Source organism: Belnapia moabensis DSM 16746 (genome assembly GCF_000745835.1).
In the GTDB taxonomy this organism is placed as follows: Bacteria; Pseudomonadota; Alphaproteobacteria; order Acetobacterales; family Acetobacteraceae; genus Belnapia; species Belnapia moabensis.
Genome location: NZ_JQKB01000050.1, coordinates 18452 through 38348 on the forward strand (window position 1 = coordinate 18452; position 19897 = coordinate 38348).

Genomic DNA, 19897 nt, shown 5'->3' on the forward strand with positions numbered 1-19897 from the left:
CGACGCCCGCGGCCGGGTTGGCGGCAAACCCCGTCGCCGCACCCCGTCGCCAGGGAAGGCCGGGCGGCGATGTCATCCGGCCGACGGGCCGCGCGATGGCAGGCGCGGCTAGGCGGCCGCCGACACGGAGGGGGTGGGCCTGCTGGCCTTGGCACGCGCGGCTGGCGGAGCGTGCGGCCCCCTGCCCCAAGGCCCGCCCGGCCACCCTGGGGAGGCCATGTCCCGGGCGCGATGCATCGCCAGCTTGGCCTTCGCTATCTGACACACCGCGAGCTGTGCAGGGCGGCGGAGGCTAGGAGATGATCCAGCGTCGGGCCAAGCCAGGACGGCGGGGATGCGGGCTGGGGCGGCGCGTCGGACGGGGCTGGCGGGCGCCGCGGCGTCCTAACCGCGACGCAACATCCACAATGCGATCGCGAAGAAGAGATATCGGCAAGTCATTGATTCGCTGGTTGTTACACGATTGTGGCTTTCGCTCCGTGGTTTCTCCATCCCCGCACTTATCCCCAGGTCCGGGGATAAAGCTGTGGGCAGGGCTGTGTGAAACCCGGCTTAACCCCGGCTGAATGGCGCTTTTCTAGATTTGTCCGGATCAGGACAGCGGCGGCGGCGGCTGGCGCTGCAGCGCCGCTCCTCGCCCGGTCATGGGGGCAGGCAGCGGGCGACCGCCGAATTCGGCACCGCGCCGCTTGTGATCACGGCAAGCAGAGTCCCAACATGCCGCAAAGGCTCCGGGGCCTCCCCCAGAGACCAACCAGGGAGAGCAGCATGGCCGAGTTCTGGGCCGAGTGGGGTTTGCTGGCCTATGCGGCCGCTGCGGCCTGGGCATTTTTCGAGGGTGAAACTTTTGTCCTGTTTGCCGCCGCAGCGGGGGCAGCCACGGGGCTGATCGACCCCTGGCTGCTGGCCCTGGCTGTGTGGGGCGGCTCCTTTGCGGGCGACCAATTGTGGTTTGCCCTGGGCCGGCGCTATGGCCCGCGTGCCCTGCACCGGATCCCCGCGGCGGAACGGCGGCTCGCGGTCGCGTCCGGCCTGCTGGATCGCTATGGCGCCGCCTTTGTGCTGGGCTTTCGTTTTGTCTATGGCGTGCGCAATGTGGCCGCAGCGGCCTGTGGCATTGCGGGCATGGGACGGCTGCGCTTCGCCGTGCTCAACCTGGCGGCGGCCGGGCTGTGGGCGGCAAGCTTTGTGGCGGCGGGCTGGTATGCCGTGGGATGGCTTGGGGCGGAGCATATCGGCCATGCCGTGGGTGCCCTTGGCCTCGCCATTGTGGTGGCCCTTGGCCTCCGTCTCTGGATGCGCCGGCCACGCTCCCCCACGGTGACGGCGACCCTGGGCTAGCAGCAACGCGCCCGATCCGGGCCCGCCCCCTCCTGAACGGCGATGGCGGTTTGGGACGCCGGCAATGTTAGGCCCGGGCGACCCAGCAAGCGCAGCGCCGCGACGGCGGCATCGCTCAGGCCGTCGGCCGTAGCTTGGCCTCGATCTCCGCGCGGAGTTGGCGGCGGAAGGCCGGGATCTGCCGCGGATCGGGCAGATGCGCGGCCAGCCGATCCAACAGGCTGTCGATATCCTGGGCGTCTCGCAGGGCTTGCCGCACAAACACCTTGGCCATGGGCCCGAGGTGAAAGGCGAGTGCCGCCTGAGCCACGGTCAGCACCACGTCAGACCATTCCAGGCGCAGCCCGGCGGCGCTATCCGGGCTGCGGCTCCAGGATGCGCCGGTGGCACTGGCCGCGCCGGCAGACCCGGAGGTCCTGGCCGGGGTCAGGCTGAGCGGATCCTGACCGCTGGGCGTGGCGGTCCCAGGTCCCAGCATATGGCGGCGGAGAAAGGCGCTGCGATCCGCGGGCTGCTCCAGCGCTGCGGCCACCTGCCGCACCAGCTCGTCCGGCGTGTTGGCCCGGGCGGCTGCCCGGCGGACCAGGGTGGTGGCAATCGGGCCGAGCACCGGGCGCAATTCATCCGCAAGACGACTGGTGAACAGCGGATCGAAGCGGCTGGGCGCGGCGTGCAGCGCGGCCTCTGAGGCCCATCCCTGGGGGCCTGGTCCGAGCGGATCAGACCCCGGGCGCAGCACCACCGTGGCGTGCTCCGCCTGCAGCGTGTGCTCCTGCATGAGCGTCAGCGCGGCGCGGATCTCGGCGGCAAACTCCACCGCGGTGGCCGGGCGATCAGCTGGCGATTTCGCCAGGCCACGCTGCAGCACGGGACGCATGGGCGAGCCTGCGAGGGCGGCCAGATCGACGGCAGCTGGTCCGGTGAGCCGCTGCAGCGTTTCCACCAGACTGGGGGCAGCAAAGGGGGGCCGCTCCAGCAGGATTTCATGCAGAATGGCGGCCACGCTGAACACATCCGCGCGGTGGTCGACCTGGTCGCCGAGCGCCTGCTCCGGCGCCATGTAGTTGGGCGTCCCGAGCATATCCCCCGCCAGGGTCCGCGCCCCCGCTGGCAGGCGTGCCACCCCAAAATCGGCAATCTTGGGCTGCATGGGCGCGTCTGGGGGGCCGGCCACTATGATATTGGCGGGCTTAATATCGCGGTGCACAATGCCATGGGCATGCGCGGCACCGAGACCCTCCAAGACCGGGAGCAGCAGCGCGATCAGCGTCACGGTCTCACACGACCGGGGCCGGCGGAGGAGGGCTGCGAGGGTTGGTCCATTCACCAACTCCATCACCAGAAACGGGCCATCGGCACCGTCGCCGAAATCATGAACCATGATGATGGACGGGTGGGAGCAGCGACCGGCCGCCTTCGCCTCGATGGTAAAGCGGGCCATATACTCGGCGTGCTGGTCCGGATCGAGCCCAGCGGTCCGCATGACCTTGACCGCTACCTGCCGATCCAGCAGCGGGTCACTGGCGCGGTAGACCACGCCCATGGCGCCGGCGCCCAGCACAGCCTGGGGGCGATAACGGCCGATCTCGGCAAACTCGGACGGCTCCGGGGCCATAGCGTCAGTGCTTTCGTAGAAGCCGCAGCACAGCGGGACCAGAGTGGAGGTCGCACCGCCGGACCCGGCTGGTGCGGGCCTTCAGGGTGGCGCGGTGTGTGTTATGCACTCAGCATCTTCATGGCGCTGTCCAGACTACGCCGCATGCGGGTGAAGGCCGCGGCCAAGCTGGCGATTTCATCGCGTCCGCCATGCTCGAAATCGCCGGCAACCGTGTCGCCGAGGCTGACGGCGGTGGCGATCTGGGACAACCGCACCACCGGCCGCACCACCAACAGATGCAGCAGGCAGTTCAACATCAGCATGATGCCAACGAAGATCCCGAACAGGATCGCCATGGTGGCATGAAGATTGGTTTGCGCGTTGCGGATCGCCAGGGCCATCGGCACGGATACCAGCTGTGCGCCCACGGTTTCGTTCATCTGCCAGCCAAAGCCATTGGTCGCACCATAGCTGCGCACCATGGCTGCCGGCGCCCGGTCTGGTGTGCTGTGGCAGACCAGGCATTGCGCGCTGGAGACCGTGAGGGGCCGCGCCAGTGTCAGAACCGGTCCGGTCGGGGTGAGTCGCTCGCCGATCAGCTCGGTCAATTCGGCGCGGTCACGGAAACTGCGAATGAAATCGGTCTCCCAATCCGTGGCACGGTCCCGTGGATTGGTCGGGTTTAGGGCAGCTTCCTTATAGGTATAATCCCGGAACTCTGCCTGCACCGCATGAAAATTGGTTTGCGCCGCATAGGAGGGCACACTCGCCGGCTCGAAGCGGCCCATCTGGGTGGCGGCGGCGGTAATCAGCGGACCGGTTTCGCGGGCCGTAAAGCCGCGCACGGCATTGGCCGCGCTCAGCATGATCCGCGCGTTCTGCAAAACCTCCGTCCGGGCGGTTGCGAGGAAACGCTGCTCCAGGAACAGCCAGGCGCCGGCAAAGCCGAGCAGGAACACACCGAGCACCGCCAAGTTGAACTTCGCTCGCAAACCCATGACGGTATCCCTCACGTAGCCTTGCCCTGGCGCTCGCTGGCCAAACCTGGACAGGCCTCGCCGCGGCGAGGCCGCAGCGCCCACGCCTCGGTGGGCCACACTCCCACGAATTTGTTACGAGCAACTTGATAGATGATCGGCCGCAGTCCAGGCCCGCGGCCCGCTCTGGGGCGGCCTTGGTCCAGCAGGGAGGCGACGCGGGTTGCCCTCGGGCCGAGGGTGTCCTACCCGGCCTGGCGAGGCAGCCGGGATGGCGGCCACAGTGGATCCGGCCAGACCGGCCGGCGACGTTGCGGCCCCGGTACGGCCTGCGCGGGAAGCCGTGGGGGTGGCGCCCAGGCCGGCGATGGCGGGCGCCGCTATGGACGAGACGCCCGCCGCGGCCGCGCCGCGGGCGAAGCGTTCCCGTCGCCACACCCCGGGCCGATGCGTAGAACGAACCGACACCCCATGCGCTGGGCTCCGCCCGGAGGTGCCGCGCGGCCCAGCAGAGCAGCCCTGGAACGGTGGACCTGCCGCCCGTCGACACCGTGCCGCGAGCTGATGCGCCCCCACCGATGCTTCTCACGAGATCACGCAAGGACTTGGGTTGAGTTGATGGCTTTGGGCGTGCGGCAGAGATAGCGGACGATGTCCCGTGCCACGAAGCGCATGAGGCAGCGGATGAGCTGCTGCTTGCTCTTTCCTGTGGCGGTGCGGCGCTGGACCTCGCCGAGAGCGGGTTGGTGATGCGCAGACGCACGCCCACACCAGGGTGGAGGGCTGCGTTGGCCTGGCGATGGCCACCGCGGTTCAGCCGATGCCGGCTGGTCCCGCCGCTCGAGGCCGGGATGGGGCAGGCGCCGCAAAGCTTGGCGAAGGCGGCCTCGGAGCGGATCCGTTCTGGGGTGTCGCCAACCAGGACGAGCATCTCCGCTGCGGGTGCAGTAGCCATGCCGGGCGCTGCGACCATCTCCGGGGCGCACCTCCCGGTCAGGCGGTGACGTCCGGTGTCGAGCACCGCCGGCACGAGGGCCTGACCAACCGGGCCGAGCGGGCAATGGCGACGCTGACTGCGCGTCGCCTTCGTTTCCTGCCTGGCACTACGCGCCTCTGGCTGAGCGGTGGGTTGAGTGACCGGGTGGAAAAAGGCACAGACCCCGTTCCCAAACACCCCTGCCTATTTTATCAACCATAGCGAGAGCCGGAAGGGGCTTGCGACTGCGATTTTCCTTGGTTGCGGCTTGCAGTTCAGGACAGGCTGGAGCCGGATGGCTCCCTCTCAAACCTTCAGCCTTGTCGGTCGCACTGCCCCGATCGGCATCACCGATCCAAGCGGTGGCCTCCCGCGTACACGCAAGCCAGGTTGGTCATGTGACCAAACAAGTGTGTAGGATACTCTCGAATTAAAACCTGCTTTCCGAAGTCACAGAGCGCCGACGCCAGAAGAAGAGGCGGTATCGAGTGGGGTATATACTGCAAGAACAGCGCATCGCCACGCACACACCGCTCCTGGGTTAGTTTACTCATAATGATGAATTCTAAATTTTGATCGTCGGGCTGGTCGCCAATCTGGACAAGGCAGCGTTTTTCGATGACTGTGGTCTGTGCCATGGCTGGAGCGGTCGCCAGAAGGAGACACGCCGCGTGCAGCAGGTTGATCGCGCTGGCGCCTCGTAAAACAGACCGGATAACTGCCGCGGTCCTGGTGGTTGCTCTCGCGCTGCTGTCTGCCGGAACCACGACGGTAACCACTAATCCAGCTCGCCCGGAAACGGCGCTGGGTCACCGTCGTCATAGCAAGGGCCGAGTGGTTCGAGACCGGAGGCTTCGGTCTGGTGAGCGGTGACCGGCATGGCTGCTGTCCTGATGTCTGCGCTCTCGATACCGTGATCGCGGGGTAGAAAGAACAGAATTCGTTGGCTCGCTTGTCGTCACCATCGCCCAAGCCCGCATCGCTGCGGATTTGGCGCGACTGGCTGAGGGCCTGACCAACCGGGCAAGCATTCACATCAGCCGACCCGACGCCGGGAGCGGCCGAGACACCGCTTCTTGTCAGCGTGGCAGGCTTAGCGAGCCCTGTCCGCCCACGACGAGATCGCCATTCTCGTCCCTCGCCGCCGCGACCACATCTCCGCCAGCGGGTTGCACGCCGCAAGGGTGCGGGCGTTCAAGCTGTGGGCAGAGATCAGCCGTATTGCCGCTGCCGCCTGAAACTCTGCTCTGCCCTTGCATGGCAGCGCGGTGGCCGCAGCGCCGGCAACGTCGCGGTGCCCATCCCGTCGCTGGGCGGCCTGCCGACGGCGCCAGCGTCGCGCCGCTCCGAGCATTGGTCATGCGCCGGGCGATCGGCGGGTGTCTGGCCCCAGGCACGACGCCGCTGGCCAGGGATCAGGCCCTCATCGGCTGCTGAATTGCGGCGGCTGCCGCTGGGCGAATGGTGCGCAACAAGGCGGACTATCCACCGCGCCCCAAGGCGGCTTGGCCGTTCCGCGCAAGCAAATGAGGCACCGGATGACAGGCATAGAACAGGCCAACGCGGTATGAGACCGCCAGCAGGATCGGCTGTTGCTGACGGAGCAGCATTCCTGCCAAAGGATAGCTCACATGCCGTCTGCGCCATTACCGATCAATGAGGCTGAGCGGCTTGCCGCCTTACGGTCCTACAAGGTGCTCGATACTGCCTGTGAGACCACCTTCGACAACATGGCGGAACTCGCCGCCAAACTCACCGGCAGCCCGGTTGCGCTGGTCTCGTTGATCGATGCTGACCGGCAGTGGTTCAAAGCCCGGCACGGCCTGGAGGCGACCGAGACACCACGCGATCTCGCCTTTTGTGCGCATGCGATCCTGACCCCGGACCAGATCCTGGAAGTGCCGGACACGCACCGTGATCCGCGCTTCGCCGACAACAGCTTTGTCACGCAGGAGCCTCATATTCGCTTCTACGCTGGCGTGCCGCTCGTCAATCCGGAGGGCTTCGCACTTGGCACACTCTGCATCATTGACGGCCGGCCCCGAGAGCTGAGCGCCGACCAGAAAGGCATTTTGCAGAAGCTCGCTGATGCGGTGTCCACGACCTTGGAGCTCCGGCGAGCCATGTTGCAGGTGCAGCATCTGGCGCTCACCGACGCCCTGACCGGGATCGCCAACCGTCCCGCCTTTCTCGACACCCTTGATCGCAGCATCGCTTTACAGAAGCGACACGGCGGCCGCTTCGCCCTGCTGTTTCTGGATCTCGATGGCTTCAAGCGGGTCAATGATGTGTGGAGCCACGCCACCGGTGACCATGTTCTGCGGGAGATTGCGTCAACGGTGACCGCGAGCTTGCGGCGCGAAGACGTGGCCGCGCGCTTGGGCGGCGACGAGTTTGCGGTACTGCTGCAAGGGGGCGATGTCGACGGCGCCACAGTGGCAGAGCGGATACGACTGCAGGTCAAGGCGCGCATGGATCTGGGCGGCTGGCCCGTCACGGCGTCAATCGGTGTTGTTTCATTTTGCACACCGCCTGACGACGTGGCTGAAGCGCTCGCTGCGGCTGATGAGCTGATGTATGCGGCGAAACTGGCCGGCAAAAATCGGATCACGTATCGGGAGTACAAGCGCGCGAGCTTCTCTGACACTGCCGCGTCCCGGCGCCACTGCCACACCATGGTGTGAGGGGCCAGCGGGCCCTCCTGGCGGGATCGGCCGTCGGGAATAGGTAGGTTTCGCACCGCCTGGGTGAGAGCCTCGACCAGGCTGTCGGGCGCGGCGTGCCGGCGCGCCGCGGTTGGCCTACCGGGCTTGCGGCCGATGGCCGGAGGCGTCCAGGCTTCGGCCTGCCGCGGCGATCCTGGCGCCTCGGCAGGGTGGGTCTGGAGCCAGCGTGATGGGGTGCGGTCGGGGCCAAGCGGCCACGCCCGCCACGGGTGCCGGACAGGGTCGCGCACCACGGTCCCGCAGCGCCTCCATCATCCCGGATCTCGCACCGGCCCTGCCCTGCGGGATCGGCCTCGAGGCCCTACAGCGGTACCGCCCGCGGCGGGCGATCCAGCAGACGGCCGCCTATGCGGCGAGGGCCGCAGTTGAACGCAGACCGGGCCGGGGCGCAGCGCGCAGCCAAAGCTTGGCAGGAGCGGGCGGCGTAACACGCCCGGGGGCCCACTTTTGGTGATGGCGGGGCCGCCGCGCATCGGCGGCTCATGGGGGGCCTCTGGCGCGCCTGGGGCAAGCACCCCGGCCATCGCGGCGAGCGGCAATCGAGGTGGGCCCACCTGCCCGCTCGCCCGGATGAAACCATGCTGGCTGACCGAACCTGCCGGGCCGGCCATCACAATCGAACTGCCCGCGCTGGCAGCCTGCCAGCGCCGCCGGCTTTGAGGCACACGGCCTGGCCTCGCTCGACCGTAAATTCACTAAACTGTGAACACTTCAGCGCTGCGGTGGAGCGGTGCGCGTCCGGGGTCTGTGTCAGCCATGCCGAACCACACCGCCGAACCGATGCCGGTTGGCCTGCCGCCCCACTCGCCCGATGGGGCCATTGCGGCCAAATGGGGGATGGTGCCGGTGTTTGGGCTGCTCAGCTTGGCCGCCTTCCTGGTGCTGGCCTGGGGCGCTGCCGAGCTGCCGCGCCGGCAGCGGGAAGCCTCTCGGCTGGTGGATCATACGCTACAAGTTTTGGCAAAGACGGCCCGGCTGGAGGCCGATGCGGCGACTGTGGTCAGCGAGGGGCGCGCGGTGCTGCTGGGTCTCGTGGGTAGCGCCCGGCCGGCGAGTATCCAAGACAGCAGAACGCGTCTTGAAGCCGCCACTCTGGCGGTCGCGGCGGATCTGGCTGTACTGCGGGAGCTGACGCTCGACAATCGCGTCCAGCAAGACTTGCTGGATGGCCTCGAGCCGCTTTTGACTGCGCGCTTCGCAGCGCTGGGCGAGGTCATCCAGCACGCCGAGGCCGGCGCGCCCAGCAGCAGCTGGCCCAGCCGTGGCCGTGAGTTGGGCGACCAGCTGCGCACCCAGATCCAGGCCATACAGAGCGAGGAACGGCGCCTGTTGCAGCAGCGTGGCGAGACCGAAGGTCGGGCAGCCCGCGCGGCCTTGGGGGGCGCGATCGTTTGCGGCGCGATCATCGCCCTCAGCGTGTTGGCCGCCCTGGCGCTGCTCCTGAGCCGCCGGCACGACCGCAAGCTGGCCAAGCAGCTGCGCCGGGTCAATGCCGAGCTGGAGCAGCGGGTGGCGGCGCGGACGGCCGAGCTGATGGCCGACCGGGCTCGGCTGCAGGAGAGCGAGGCCCGGTTCCGGCTGCTGACCGAGCATGCCAGCGACATGGTGTCCCTGGTCAGCCCGGATGGCCGGCGGCGGTATGCCTCGCCGGCCGCGATTCGGGTGGTGGGCTGGCCGGCTGACACATTGCTGGGGCGCGACCTGCTGGACATCATCCATCCCGAGGACCACGCCATGCTCACGGCTGCCCGGGCACGGTTGGCGGCGGGCGAGGCGGACGTGGCGGTTGGCTGCCGGGTGCACCGGGCGGATGGACGGGAGGCTCAGGTTGAAATCACCATGCGCGGCCTGCAGGATGCGGTGACCGGTGCGCCGGACGGCTTTGTCGCGGTGACCCGCGATGTTACCGAGCGGCGCCGCTTTGAAGCCGAGCGGGAAGCCAAAGCGGCGGAGCTCCAGGCCGCCAATGTCAAGCTGGAGCGTTTGGCGCGACATCTGGCGCGGGCCCGCGATGAGGCAGAGCGCGCCAATCGGGCCAAGACGCGGTTTCTGGCCGGCATCAGCCATGAGCTGCGCACCCCGCTCAATGGCATACTCGGCTATACCCAGCTGCTCGCCGCCGGGGGTGATCTGAACCCCATCCAAACCGCCCGTGTGGGCGCGATGCTGGGCGCGGGGCGGCATCTGCTCGGCATGGTCAACCGGGTCCTCGACCTATCCGAGGTCGAGGCCGAGAGTAACCCGCAACGGCTCAGCCAGGTCGACCTGCAGGACGCGGCCGGCGAATGCCTGGCGGTGGTCCGCCCGATGGCTGAAGCCAAGGGATTGACCTTGCGTCTGGCGGTGGAGCCCCACCTGCCGCAGCACCTCACGCTGGATGCCACCGCGCTGCGCCAGGTCCTGCTGAACCTGCTGGGCAACGCCATCAAGTTCACCCCCGAGGGCGCGGTGCGGCTGGAATTGCAGCGTGGGCCGCAGGGTAGGATCCGCCTGGTGGTGGCGGATACCGGGCCTGGGGTGCCGGCGGACAAACGCTGCGGCCTGTTCAAAGAGTTCAGCCGGCTGGGCAACACCCAGGCCGAGGGCGCCGGTCTGGGCTTGGCCCTGTCGGCTCGGCTGGCGGCGCAAATGGGCGGGCAGCTGCGCTACGACGACAACCCTGGCGGCGGCAGCCTGTTTGCGCTGGAACTGCCAGCGAAGCCGCTGGCGGTCAGCCCCGCCCTGGAGGGGTCATCCAAAACCCCGCCGGCGCCATGGATCAGGCCGCCGGGGCAGAGCCTGCGCGTGCTGGTGGTGGATGATGTCGCCATGAACCGCGAAATTGCGGCCGCTTTCCTGCAGTCGGCTGGGCACATCGTGGCCCTGGCCGAGGGCGGCGCGGCCGGTGTGGCCGCGGCAGCGGACGACGACTTCGATGTGGTGCTGATGGATGTGCGCATGCCCGAGATGGACGGTTTAGAAGCCACGCGCCGCATCCGGGCCCTGCCAGGCGCGCGCGGACAGGTGCCGGTGGTGGCGCTGGCGGCACAGGCTTTTAGCGAACAAGTGGCGGTCTGCCGCGAGGCCGGCATGGACGGGCATTTGGCCAAGCCGTTCACCCTCGATGCCCTGCTCGATGCGTTGGCCCTGGCCTTGGCTGGCGGCCAGGTCCGTCAGGGCGCTGATCCGCTGGGGATCGGCGAACCGCCGGCTGATCCGGCGCACCGGCTCGCCTGGGGATTGCACCTGCCAGTCTGCGATGCTGCGGTGTTTGCGCGCACGGCGACGGTTCTGACCGGGACTGCCCTGGAGTCTTATCTGGGCATGGTGGCCACCCGCAGCGAGACCTTGCTGGCGACGCTGCGCGCGATGGCCGCGGGCGGTCCGGCCAGGGAGGCCGAGGCCGAAGCGGCGCATGCGCTCGCGGGCAGTGCCGGGATGTTTGGCTTCGAGCGGCTGGCAGGTCTGGCGCGCCGCTTCGAGCGCGCCGTGCGGGCTGGCAGCCCAGACATACCCGCTTTCGCGCAAGCGCTGGATGCGGCGATAGAGGCCTCCCTGCCGACGATGCGGAACCATGATCTGGTCAGCGCCACCGCATAACGGAGGCTGACCGCCCGCCAGCCGGCGATGCCGCAGCACGACGCCGCGGTCAGCGACGCCGCGGCCGGCTGGTGTGCCGCGCGGCGGAACCCGCAGCCTGCGTCGACGCAATTGGGCCAAGCGCGGCTCCGGCGAAGGCGGCAGGCTCAACCCTGCTCCCCCGGCCAGCACCGCTGGCCCGGCAGGATGGCGCTCCCCCAGCCCGGTCTGGAGCAAGCCGGGCTGACGCCATGAGATGGGTCCCGGCATCGGCCCGGCCCTCGGGCGCCGGTTATCCCGCATCTCCTTACGGCGGTCGAAAAGCACGCGTAGCGGGAATCCAATGTCCAGGGATACTCGTTCGGGTTATTGTGCTGCAGCGCAGCATGAGAGGGCAACCATGAGCATGGATCTGGTTTGGGACCGGGCCGAACCGGCAACGGCACCGTTGGCCAGTGATCCCGAGCGGCTGAGCGCTTCGGCTGATGAGGCCGCCCGGACCGAGCGCATGGTTCTACTGACCGTGGGAACGATCGCCGGCCTGGAGCTGGCTTTGGCGGTGTGGGCGATCGCATTTTAACACCGGCTTCCCCCAAGGTCAGGAGCAGGACGGCTCCCCCTGCTAGAGGGTCAGTCTCCCGCGGCACTGCCCCTGGCCAGCCGGCCGGTTCCGGATCGGTGGCCCACCGCCTCCCCTGACCCCCATCTCCCATCCGTCGATATCCTGTCCCGCGGTCTGGCTGCTCCACGCGCAGAGGCGGCACGATCTCTGTCGGCGATCGAACACCACCGTTGACCCGTGGCACGCCGCGTCTGCGGTCCTGCTCGCGGCTGGAGTGCTGGTGTCGTCACGCAGGCACCAGGCCTTATGGTGATCGGTGTGTCAGACTGATGTCAGGGTTCGGCCGTCGCGTCATCGATAGCCGCTGACCACCGCATGGCATGCCTCATGTCATTCTGAACTTGGACTGGCACCGGCTGACGCTGGACGGGTTCCTCTGCCCAGGCAACGCAGCAAGGCCATCACCCGTGGGGCCGGCGACGGCTCGGAATGGTGCGGACGCGGCGTGTTCCGTCCGTCTCGCCAGGGTGGCCAGGTCGAGATGTGAGGCCGCACCATGCCCCGGTCGGCAGAACCAGACGAGATGGTCGGCCGCCGAGCGCATGGCGCGGGCGGCGACACGACCCAAAGCGGCCTCCCTCACCAAGCCTGGGTACACCCATTGTCCCGCATGGTCTGGGAGCGGGCCCTGCGCCAGCCTGCTCAGACCATCCCGGACCGATCGCTGCGCCGGCCCGATGGATGCAACCCATAGAACCTCCTGACTGCCCGCCTGGGCTGCATCCCGAGCCGCCTCACCAACTGCCCCAGCGCTTCGACAGGGAGCGAGGGCACCACCGGCCATCTGGCCGGCAGCCAATCGGGGTAGCCTCCAGGCCCCTCCCCTGCGGCCGCGGTCATGGCCTCCGGCTCGCTCCCGCCGGCCACGCCAGCGTGGATCCCGGCGCTGTCACCAAGGCGGATGCGGCACGCGCCGCCGACACTGTTGCGCCCGGCATGAGGGGGCTCAGGCGATGCATCGTGCCGCCCCCGCTATGGTGGGCTCGCAGGAGCAGGCCACCCGCGGCAGGAAGGCACGGGGCCGTAGCAGGGCAGCCAGCCTCCAGGCCGAAAAGCGCGTCGCCGTCACCATGCGCAGCCGTCGGGGCGGCTTGCGGCACGCCCGCAGCTTGGCCCGGCATGACAGCTGGCGACATCCACGGGAGATCGAGGTTCCTCCGCCCCCGACCGGGCGGTCCCCGGTGGCGAGACCAAGACGCTGGGACCTGCCTGCACCACGGCATGACCGCTCGGCTGGCGCCGAGCAGCCGGCCACCCCGGCCGGTGGCCGCATGGCCGGCACAAGGAGGGCCTCACAGACTGGGCGGGAAAGGGCTGACCCACGACGGTCTTTCAACCCTGGGAGGCAGGACGGCGCCGGTGCGATCGGTCGCATCCGGTGGCGGTCGTAGCCGCAGAGCCGCGGGCCATGCTGGGGCGAGGTGTTCGGCTTACACCGGCGCTGATCCGCACCGGTCACCGCAGCCAGCGGCGCCAAAATGGCCGTTGGTCCAACGCGAGAGTGGCCTGAAACGCCGCCGCCCGCAGCCGCGCTGCGGCCAGTTCTGTCTGCATCTTGCCCAGTTGCGTCGATGCGGTGTCCAGGTCGTGCCGAAGCTGTTCTTCCTGGTCCGCCGCGGTTTCCTGCGCCACGGACAACTGCTGCCGTAACGCAGCAATATGCTCCGACAATGCTTTCACGGCGGCGGACCGATCCTCCTCACCATCGGGGAGGGCTTCGGCGGCCCCCTGCTCCTCCGGGCCGACCTGCCCAGCAGCGTGCGAGTGCTCTTGGCCTCGGATCCTGCGCTTGGCGGCCACGCCCTGGCAAAAAGGATCGGGAACAGCAACGCGAACCTCGCCGTCATCCTCATATCTGAGGGGCCAACGCTGGCGCCGCACCAACCGCATGGCGGCATCCCGACCGGTTCCTCGCAGCGCTGCTATGGCATCATAGGACAGCCATTGGATGCCGCCCCCATCAGGTTCGAGATCCGCCATGCTTCCCATCTGCAAAGTGTTATCGAGGCCCACAGTCGATCGTACCCCAGATCTCCAGGCGCATCCATGGTATAGCGCCGGAGGCGGCATGACAGCGGATAGAACAATACTTCAGAAAGATCTTGCTGCCCGCCTTGCCGAGCGGCTTGTGCCATTCAAACAACGCCTGTCAGACGCCTGATCACTGCTACCGCAGCGCCGCCTTTCGGCGATGGTGCCAGCGCTGCCCGCGGCTGTCGCAGCGTACCCTCGACCGGGATAGCAGCCGCAGGGCGGATGGGCTGGCCTAGCAGCGCCCTGGAGGTTGGTGGCCATGGGTGGTCGGCCACGGTCTGCTCGTAGCGCGGCAAGGTCGCCTGCGAGCACCTGGCACCATCGGTGGTCGGTCGGATGCCGATGTTGACCGAGCCGCCGCGTATCACGGGAAGACGGGACGAGCTGGGGCTAGGCCAGAGCCAGCCCGCCCTGGTGCGAGGGTGAGGCCCAGGGTTGCAGCACGGGCACCACGGAGCCCATGGCGCCGTAAGAGGAGCTCGCGTGGCAACCACGCCCCTGCGATGCAGCAAGGGGCGGGCAAGACCCGGCCACGGCTGGTGCTTGCGGGCTGACCAGCCGCAGGCCACCTGGCCGGCTCTGGCGGTGCCAGCTCACCAGCACAGGTTGGCGCCGCACGGAACAGGCTTATGCCAGTCGGGGGCTCCACCATCCGGAGATACCGGCGCCCGCGGCATGGCAGGCCTTGCACCGGCGTCCTGGCCAAGCACTCGCTTGGCCTTGAATCATCCTATGCAGCTCAGCCCAACGCCATGGCTTCGGCAGCGCCGTGGCAGGGTGTCTCCGAACCAACGACCGCAGCCAGGGCCGCGTGCATGGATGGAAATGTCCAGCTCAGGCGGTCGTTGTCGGCATCCGTGACGGTGAGCAGGCCACCCGATCGCCGAACAGACCAACTGGCCGACCGGGCTGCCTTGGCAGGAGAGGATACAATCTGCAGCCACATTTCCCCGCTGCCCATCTCCCGTTCCTCAACCATCCAATCTGGCAGCAAGGCCACGAACTCTGCGGCAGCCAAGCTATCAGCGAGACTGGTCCCGCGACGGTGGAGGGTCGGGAAACCAATGAGAGCGGTGGGCACAGCAGCAGATCCGGACCGTAGACTCCCAGAAATAGATCTACAGACCCTGCAGAGCAACCAAAAGTGCAGTTTCCGTGATTGGCCGTGTTGGGCGTGCGGCCCGGGTGGCATCGTCTCCCAGACGGACCCCAACGGTGTGACGCTACCGCCTGGATGCTGTGCCGCCGGGCAAGCCGGCCTTCCGGCTGTTGCGCCCTGGATGGCCTCACTTGCATCGTGGACTCGCCTGACCGGAGGTCGGGGGCTCCACCCGCTCGCCGGAGCGGGGCCTCCCGAGCCGCGCGCGATCTTGTTGTGATTGCGTCTCACGAATTAGTTGCGCGATCCGAAAAACAATACGGTCCACGATGGCGCAACCGCAATCTGCCATCGCATGAAGAAAACCTATGGCGAAACATGTTATCTTGGCTACGGAAGCCGGCGCAGCCGAGCGATACTATTTTAGTGGTTACAAGGATGATTGGGATCGGTACGAGATAGCATGGAGCCTGGAGATAACGCAGGCTGTTTTGCTGAACGCGCTCGAAATCAGGACCGAAACTTTGTTGCTGGCGAAACTGTGCCCTGGGTATGTGATTCGGTCGTTGCGTATGGACGAGATTAGCCGCCCGAACTCCGGTTGATCGCGCTGGGCGCAACCTCGCCTCCCGCTCCGATGGCGCATAAGGACCCTTACGAAACAGCAGCGACGGTGTACGAAAGAGTTTGAGGACGAGGCTGTCCAGCTGGTTCGAACGAGTGGCCGAACCGGGCGGGAGATCGGGGAGGATCTCGGGGTAGGGCTTTCGACGCTGGTGCCTTGGCTCGGCCGCAGTCGGGACCGCGCGGCGGAAGCGCCTGACGGATCGGCAGCGCCGGATGTGACGGCGGCGCTGAAGCGGCTGCAGCGGGAGAACGAGATCTTCCGCCAGGAACGGGACATCCTGAAGCGCGCCACCGCTTTTTTCGGCCGGGAGGGAAGTCGATAAGCATCAGGCTTGCCATGGGACAGGCCGGAGCGGAATGGCTCCCGCGCAACCCGTGTCCCGGGTCTCGCAGGTGCGGGAGCCGCCGAGTGGCGCCTCAGAAGCCTTGCAGGTGCGAGGCCAGGGCCCAGCAACTGAGGATCAGGACGGCGGCCAGGAACATGGCCAGTAGCGGTAGATGCATAAGGCCCTTAACGCTGACGTTGCGGCAGGTTGCCCGCCCCGCAACTCCCAAACCGTGCCTGGCCAGCCGGAACACCCGCCGGGCCTTTGCATCCCCACGACCCGTCCCGGAAGAGCACGCCAGTCAGCCGGCACCCGGACTCGCCGGATCAAGCAGACGTGCCGCTTATGAATCTCGGCTCTCTGGCTGGCCTGCTGAGCCTGGGCAGCAGGTCCCTGATTGCAGCTGACCGCGGCAGGGGTGGTGACGACAGATCACGGCGAGGCACGCAAACCATTTGCTAGATATCACGGTTATGTTATCAACTATTCCGAGAGCCGGGAGGGGCTTGTGACCGCGGTGGGGATCTCGGGATCAAGCCGGGGCCGGATGGCCCCCTCTCAAATCTGTAAGGGGGTTTAGCCATGGGCCACATGTTCGACGCCGCCGCTGATGTTCAGCGTATCAACGGCGATGAGAAGGTCGGTTTAGGCCGCTACATCGCGACCAACAGCCTTGGCCTGGCTTGGCTCCTGGGCTTGTTCTGGTTCCTCGCGCAATAGGTCTGGTGGTCGCTCTGACCAGCCCCAACAGAACGGCCTGCGAGCGTCAGCCACCGCCAGCATCGCCTGTGATGCCCTAACCCGGACACCCTGCGTCAGTAGCAGTTGCTCTGTCCGCTGGCGCATGTCGCCAGCCGCAGCGCCTTAGGTCCTGAATGGACGCATCGGAGGAGGTGATGGGGCGCTGCTGGACGCGGCAACGGCGCAGCTGGGGTTACAGCTGTTGGATTCAGGTTTTCGTCCACAGTGGGGCTGCATACAGTCTGCGGCCAACATCGCCCACTGCCTCGCGCCCACGTTATGCTTTGAGAGTTTCATCGAAACGTCAACGCACTTTGGGGCAGCAAAATGAACTGGTGAGTTGTCGGAGCTCAATTCATGACGGTCACTACAATTTATTCGGTTTCGGAATTCTGCGAGCGTATTGTGCGCTCCATGCCGAGGTTTTTTTTCCATTTCCACGATGAGACTGGAGTGGTTCTCGATCACGAGGGGGAGCAATTCACGAGCTTGAACGCAGCTCGGATGAAGGCATTGGCGACGGCGAGTCAAATCATCATCGACGACTTAAAAAAGACCGGATGTGTTCGGACGGCATATTTCCAGATCGCAGATGAACAAGGCCGAGTGCTGGCGACAGTTCCGCTCTCGAAGACGCATAAGCAAGACCCGCAAAACTCACCGGCCACGTGACTGTTGGCTCATCGCGGTTTCCGGTCACGCATTCGCGGCGCGGCGGGCCGCTGCTGGGGCATGGTTCCTCCGGGATCGGTGTGATCCGCCCCGTGATGGATGTCAGGCGATGTTTGAGGCGGCCTGATCAGACGTAGCTGGCCAGACTGGCCAACGCTGACTGCGCAGTCGCTGCCACCCACTGTACCGACCGGGACAGCCTCTCCGCCGGCGCGGAGCCTGAATGGTGGGACGTGGGTTAGGCAATCTGGGTCTTCTCGCGCGCCCACCAGACCTCGGCGCCGTCGGTTCAGATGCAGGGCCGTATGACGGCGATCTTGCGCGCGACCGCGACCCGCGCCCTCCGGGCGCCGATCCGCCCTACCCAACGGGTGCCCGACACTGTCAGCGGCGAGAACCGCTACACCATGGTCAGCACCATATGGGCTGCTTTTGAGAGGCAAGTCCGGGTGAAGGCATCGCCGCATATCGGGATGCGGCCAGGCCGATCGATCTTGCCGGACGGGTAGCAGGTTGCCGTGAGACCGAGACAACGACCGACCTCACGTGCATGCTTGAACCGCTCCAGGTCGTCGATGATGGCGAGGAAGGCCGGGGCGCTGATCGGTGCGCCCGGCACGGTCATGACCGCTTGAGGACGAGCTCGTGGCGGACGAGGCGGCGGATGTCTCAGCCCCGGGCAGCGAGCTTGGCCACCAGGCCGCGGATCGTCACGTGCCCTTCGGTGGGGCGTCAGCGCCGCGGCGGCGGTGGCGAGCGGCCCGGTCGCCGCGATGCTGGGCATGGTGCACCCGACGGGATGACGCGACCTTCGGATGCCGCAGGCGGTGGCGGACGCCCCGGCGAGACTGCGAGCCGGTCGAGATGGCACTGCCGATGCGCACCGCCGCCGATCCCCCGGTCAGGCGGCACCGGATGAGCCACAGTGATCAACAAACCGCCCGCAGCAGCGCGTCCGCGCCAAGGCAGGTCTTGATAAGACCGCGCTGGACGCCGCACGCCGTCGCCGTTCGGATGGCGTCTGGCGCGGTGCAATGCGATCACCATGCTGCGCCGGACGCTTGCGCCGCTGACGCTCGAGCCGGCGTGTCACGGTGGTAGACGGCTGGCCCAACGCTGCAGCCGCCGATGGGCGCGGGCGGGGTGCTGGCGATCGAGCTGGGCGCGGCGATGACGGTTTCAGCGGCAGAGGAGCAGCTGGTCGGCCCGGCGCTGCGGAGGCTGAACACGCCACCGGCGCAGGCCATGGTGAGGCGGCTTGGACATCCTGGAGACGAAGGGACGACGCTGCCTCGACCGGGCGATTCGCCCAATGGGAACGGGTACGGCAGACGCGACACTGCGACGAGAACGCAATATATTGCGTCGAAGCTCCGCTTTGCGAACTTCCCCTTGTGGTTGAGATCTGGTGCTCGCCATATAGGGGTAGTCGCGCGCCTCCCCCCAGGCCACGATCAGCTCCGGCGGCGCCCCCTGTCCCCTGTCGTCGCCGGAGCGCCCCCCCGTTGCTGAAACTAGGACAGCGGTGTGGTGCCCCCCGACACCAGCACCGCTGCCATCGCCAACAAGCAGCCCCCCGCGCTGTTGGCCTCTAAACCTATGCATAGACTCTGCGGACTGGCGCAACAGCTAGTACCCGATTTGCGTAGCAAAACTGCAGGTTGATATCGGACCGCAACGTAAAATCATGCAGATATAAATCTACAGGTTTATAGTTGCATGTTTTATAACTCATAAGATTATATATCTGGCCGAATCAACTTGGCTATTACGGCTCGAGTCGCCGCTCTCGCTGGTGTGACTGTATTTGGTTGATGTCCGTCGGCCATAGTCGCGGCAACGGAGAGGGCCTTTACATCCCCCCAGGCAGCAGTTTTGCTCGCCCTCTCCGCCCCCCCTTGTCACACAGGTCGCCCGATGCAGCAGCGCGGTAGCCCAGCATGCGCATTGTCGCCAGGTGTGAGCGCGCCTCACGCGGGCGTTGTGTTCATTGGTGGAACATCCGCCTACTATGTGCGCGGCGGGGAGCTAGGTTGTGTCTCACCCTAGTCGCGGATGGCCATCTGTCCGCCTCCCCGCCTCCCCGCTGCCCCGACGCATTGGATCGCAGGCGCGGATGGCGCAGCAAAAACCCCGCCGAGTGACCGGCGGGGTGAGTGAGACAAACAAGAAAACGTCGGCTCCCGGTTTACCGTGCGTGTGTTGAGCGTCCGTGAATGCTGCTGCAGACCGCGCCTGTTTGGCGCCGCCCTCCGCAACAGGTGGTGGTCAGGCGGCCTTGACGCCGGTGAGGAAGGCGGCGACCTCGGAGCCGAGGCGCTCGGACTGGCGGGAGACCTCCTCGGCGGCCTGCAGCACGTGGCCGGCGGCCTCGCCGGTCTCGGCCGAGGCGCGGCTGACGCCGCTGATGTTGCGGGTGACCTCCTGGGTGCCGGCGGCGGCCTGCTGGACGTTGCGGGCGATCTCCTGGGTGGCCGAGCCCTGCTCCTCGACGGCGGCGGCGATGGCGCCGGCGATCTGGTTGACCTCGCCGATGGTGCTGGCGATGCCCTGGATGGCGGCCACCGCGTCGCGGGTGGCGGTCTGGATCTGGCCGACCTG

10 protein-coding genes and 3 pseudogenes are annotated in these 19897 nt (G+C 67.2%); 7 read left to right on the forward strand and 6 right to left on the reverse strand.

Annotation, left to right across the window (positions count from 1 at the left end):
* Positions 1-768: 768 nt before the first annotated feature.
* On the forward strand, positions 769-1341 hold the full coding sequence (locus EP26_RS21975) for a DedA family protein (RefSeq protein ID WP_043341933.1): 573 nt from the start codon (positions 769-771) through the stop codon (positions 1339-1341).
* Positions 1342-1456: 115 nt separating this feature from the next.
* Here EP26_RS21975 and EP26_RS21980 read toward each other — a convergent pair whose 3' ends face one another.
* The 3 genes and pseudogenes from EP26_RS21980 to EP26_RS38660 all read right to left on the reverse strand — a co-directional run.
* On the reverse strand, positions 1457-2956 hold the full coding sequence (locus EP26_RS21980) for a serine/threonine-protein kinase (RefSeq protein WP_043341935.1): 1500 nt from the start codon (positions 2954-2956) through the stop codon (positions 1457-1459).
* Positions 2957-3057: 101 nt separating this feature from the next.
* Entirely contained in the window at positions 3058-3936 is an 879-nt protein-coding gene (locus tag EP26_RS21985) for a c-type heme family protein (RefSeq protein WP_043341937.1), read from the reverse strand.
* 730 nt (positions 3937-4666) lie between these two features.
* Positions 4667-4888, reverse strand: a pseudogene (locus EP26_RS38660) (transposase); the annotation flags it as partial.
* 1634 nt (positions 4889-6522) lie between these two features.
* On the opposite strand from EP26_RS38660, the gene EP26_RS21990 reads away from it, so the two are divergent.
* The 3 genes from EP26_RS21990 to EP26_RS22000 all read left to right on the forward strand — a co-directional run bounded on the left by EP26_RS21990 (position 6523) and on the right by EP26_RS22000 (position 11755).
* Positions 6523-7575 carry a sensor domain-containing diguanylate cyclase gene (locus tag EP26_RS21990; protein WP_052389513.1) on the forward strand — a complete coding sequence of 351 codons (1053 nt, stop codon included), beginning with the start codon at positions 6523-6525 and terminating at the stop codon, positions 7573-7575.
* A 798-nt stretch (positions 7576-8373) separates the two neighbouring features.
* On the forward strand, positions 8374-11196 hold the full coding sequence (locus EP26_RS21995) for a response regulator (RefSeq protein ID WP_043341938.1): 2823 nt from the start codon (positions 8374-8376) through the stop codon (positions 11194-11196).
* 379 nt (positions 11197-11575) lie between these two features.
* A complete protein-coding gene (locus tag EP26_RS22000) occupies positions 11576-11755 on the forward strand; it encodes a hypothetical protein (protein ID WP_043341939.1) in 180 nt (59 codons plus the stop codon).
* Positions 11756-13252: 1497 nt separating this feature from the next.
* Here the strand turns inward: EP26_RS22000 and EP26_RS22005 are convergent.
* Positions 13253-13777, reverse strand: a complete 525-nt coding sequence (locus EP26_RS22005; protein ID WP_157033674.1) for a hypothetical protein — start codon at positions 13775-13777, stop codon at positions 13253-13255.
* 1797 nt (positions 13778-15574) lie between these two features.
* Between EP26_RS22005 and EP26_RS22015 the strand changes: the two are divergent.
* The 3 genes and pseudogenes from EP26_RS22015 to EP26_RS35120 form a co-directional block, all read left to right on the forward strand.
* Positions 15575-15891: pseudogene (locus EP26_RS22015) on the forward strand (transposase); the annotation flags it as partial.
* A 574-nt stretch (positions 15892-16465) separates the two neighbouring features.
* The gene (locus EP26_RS35115; protein ID WP_157033675.1) at positions 16466-16603 is read left to right on the forward strand and encodes a hypothetical protein; all 138 of its coding nucleotides are present in this window, start codon (positions 16466-16468) and stop codon (positions 16601-16603) included.
* A 378-nt stretch (positions 16604-16981) separates the two neighbouring features.
* Positions 16982-17296, forward strand: a complete 315-nt coding sequence (locus EP26_RS35120; RefSeq protein WP_157033676.1) for a DUF6894 family protein — start codon at positions 16982-16984, stop codon at positions 17294-17296.
* A gap of 400 nt (positions 17297-17696) precedes the next feature.
* Here EP26_RS35120 and EP26_RS36340 read toward each other — a convergent pair whose 3' ends face one another.
* Entirely contained in the window at positions 17697-17921 is a 225-nt protein-coding gene (locus EP26_RS36340) for a transposase (RefSeq protein WP_052389514.1), read from the reverse strand.
* Between the two features lie 1643 nt (positions 17922-19564).
* A pseudogene (locus tag EP26_RS36345) lies at positions 19565-19897 on the reverse strand (methyl-accepting chemotaxis protein); the annotation flags it as partial.

Coding starts and splice junctions, on each gene's coding strand:
- EP26_RS21975 (WP_043341933.1), top strand. CDS start 769: ATGGCCGAGTTCTGGGCCGAGTGGGGTTTGCTGGCCTATGCGGCCGCT.
- EP26_RS21980 (WP_043341935.1), bottom strand. CDS start 2,956: ATGGCCCCGGAGCCGTCCGAGTTTGCCGAGATCGGCCGTTATCGCCCC.
- EP26_RS21985 (WP_043341937.1), bottom strand. CDS start 3,936: ATGGGTTTGCGAGCGAAGTTCAACTTGGCGGTGCTCGGTGTGTTCCTG.
- EP26_RS21990 (WP_052389513.1), top strand. CDS start 6,523: ATGCCGTCTGCGCCATTACCGATCAATGAGGCTGAGCGGCTTGCCGCC.
- EP26_RS21995 (WP_043341938.1), top strand. CDS start 8,374: ATGCCGAACCACACCGCCGAACCGATGCCGGTTGGCCTGCCGCCCCAC.
- EP26_RS22000 (WP_043341939.1), top strand. CDS start 11,576: ATGAGCATGGATCTGGTTTGGGACCGGGCCGAACCGGCAACGGCACCG.
- EP26_RS22005 (WP_157033674.1), bottom strand. CDS start 13,777: ATGGCGGATCTCGAACCTGATGGGGGCGGCATCCAATGGCTGTCCTAT.
- EP26_RS35115 (WP_157033675.1), top strand. CDS start 16,466: ATGGGCCACATGTTCGACGCCGCCGCTGATGTTCAGCGTATCAACGGC.
- EP26_RS35120 (WP_157033676.1), top strand. CDS start 16,982: ATGACGGTCACTACAATTTATTCGGTTTCGGAATTCTGCGAGCGTATT.
- EP26_RS36340 (WP_052389514.1), bottom strand. CDS start 17,921: ATGACCGTGCCGGGCGCACCGATCAGCGCCCCGGCCTTCCTCGCCATC.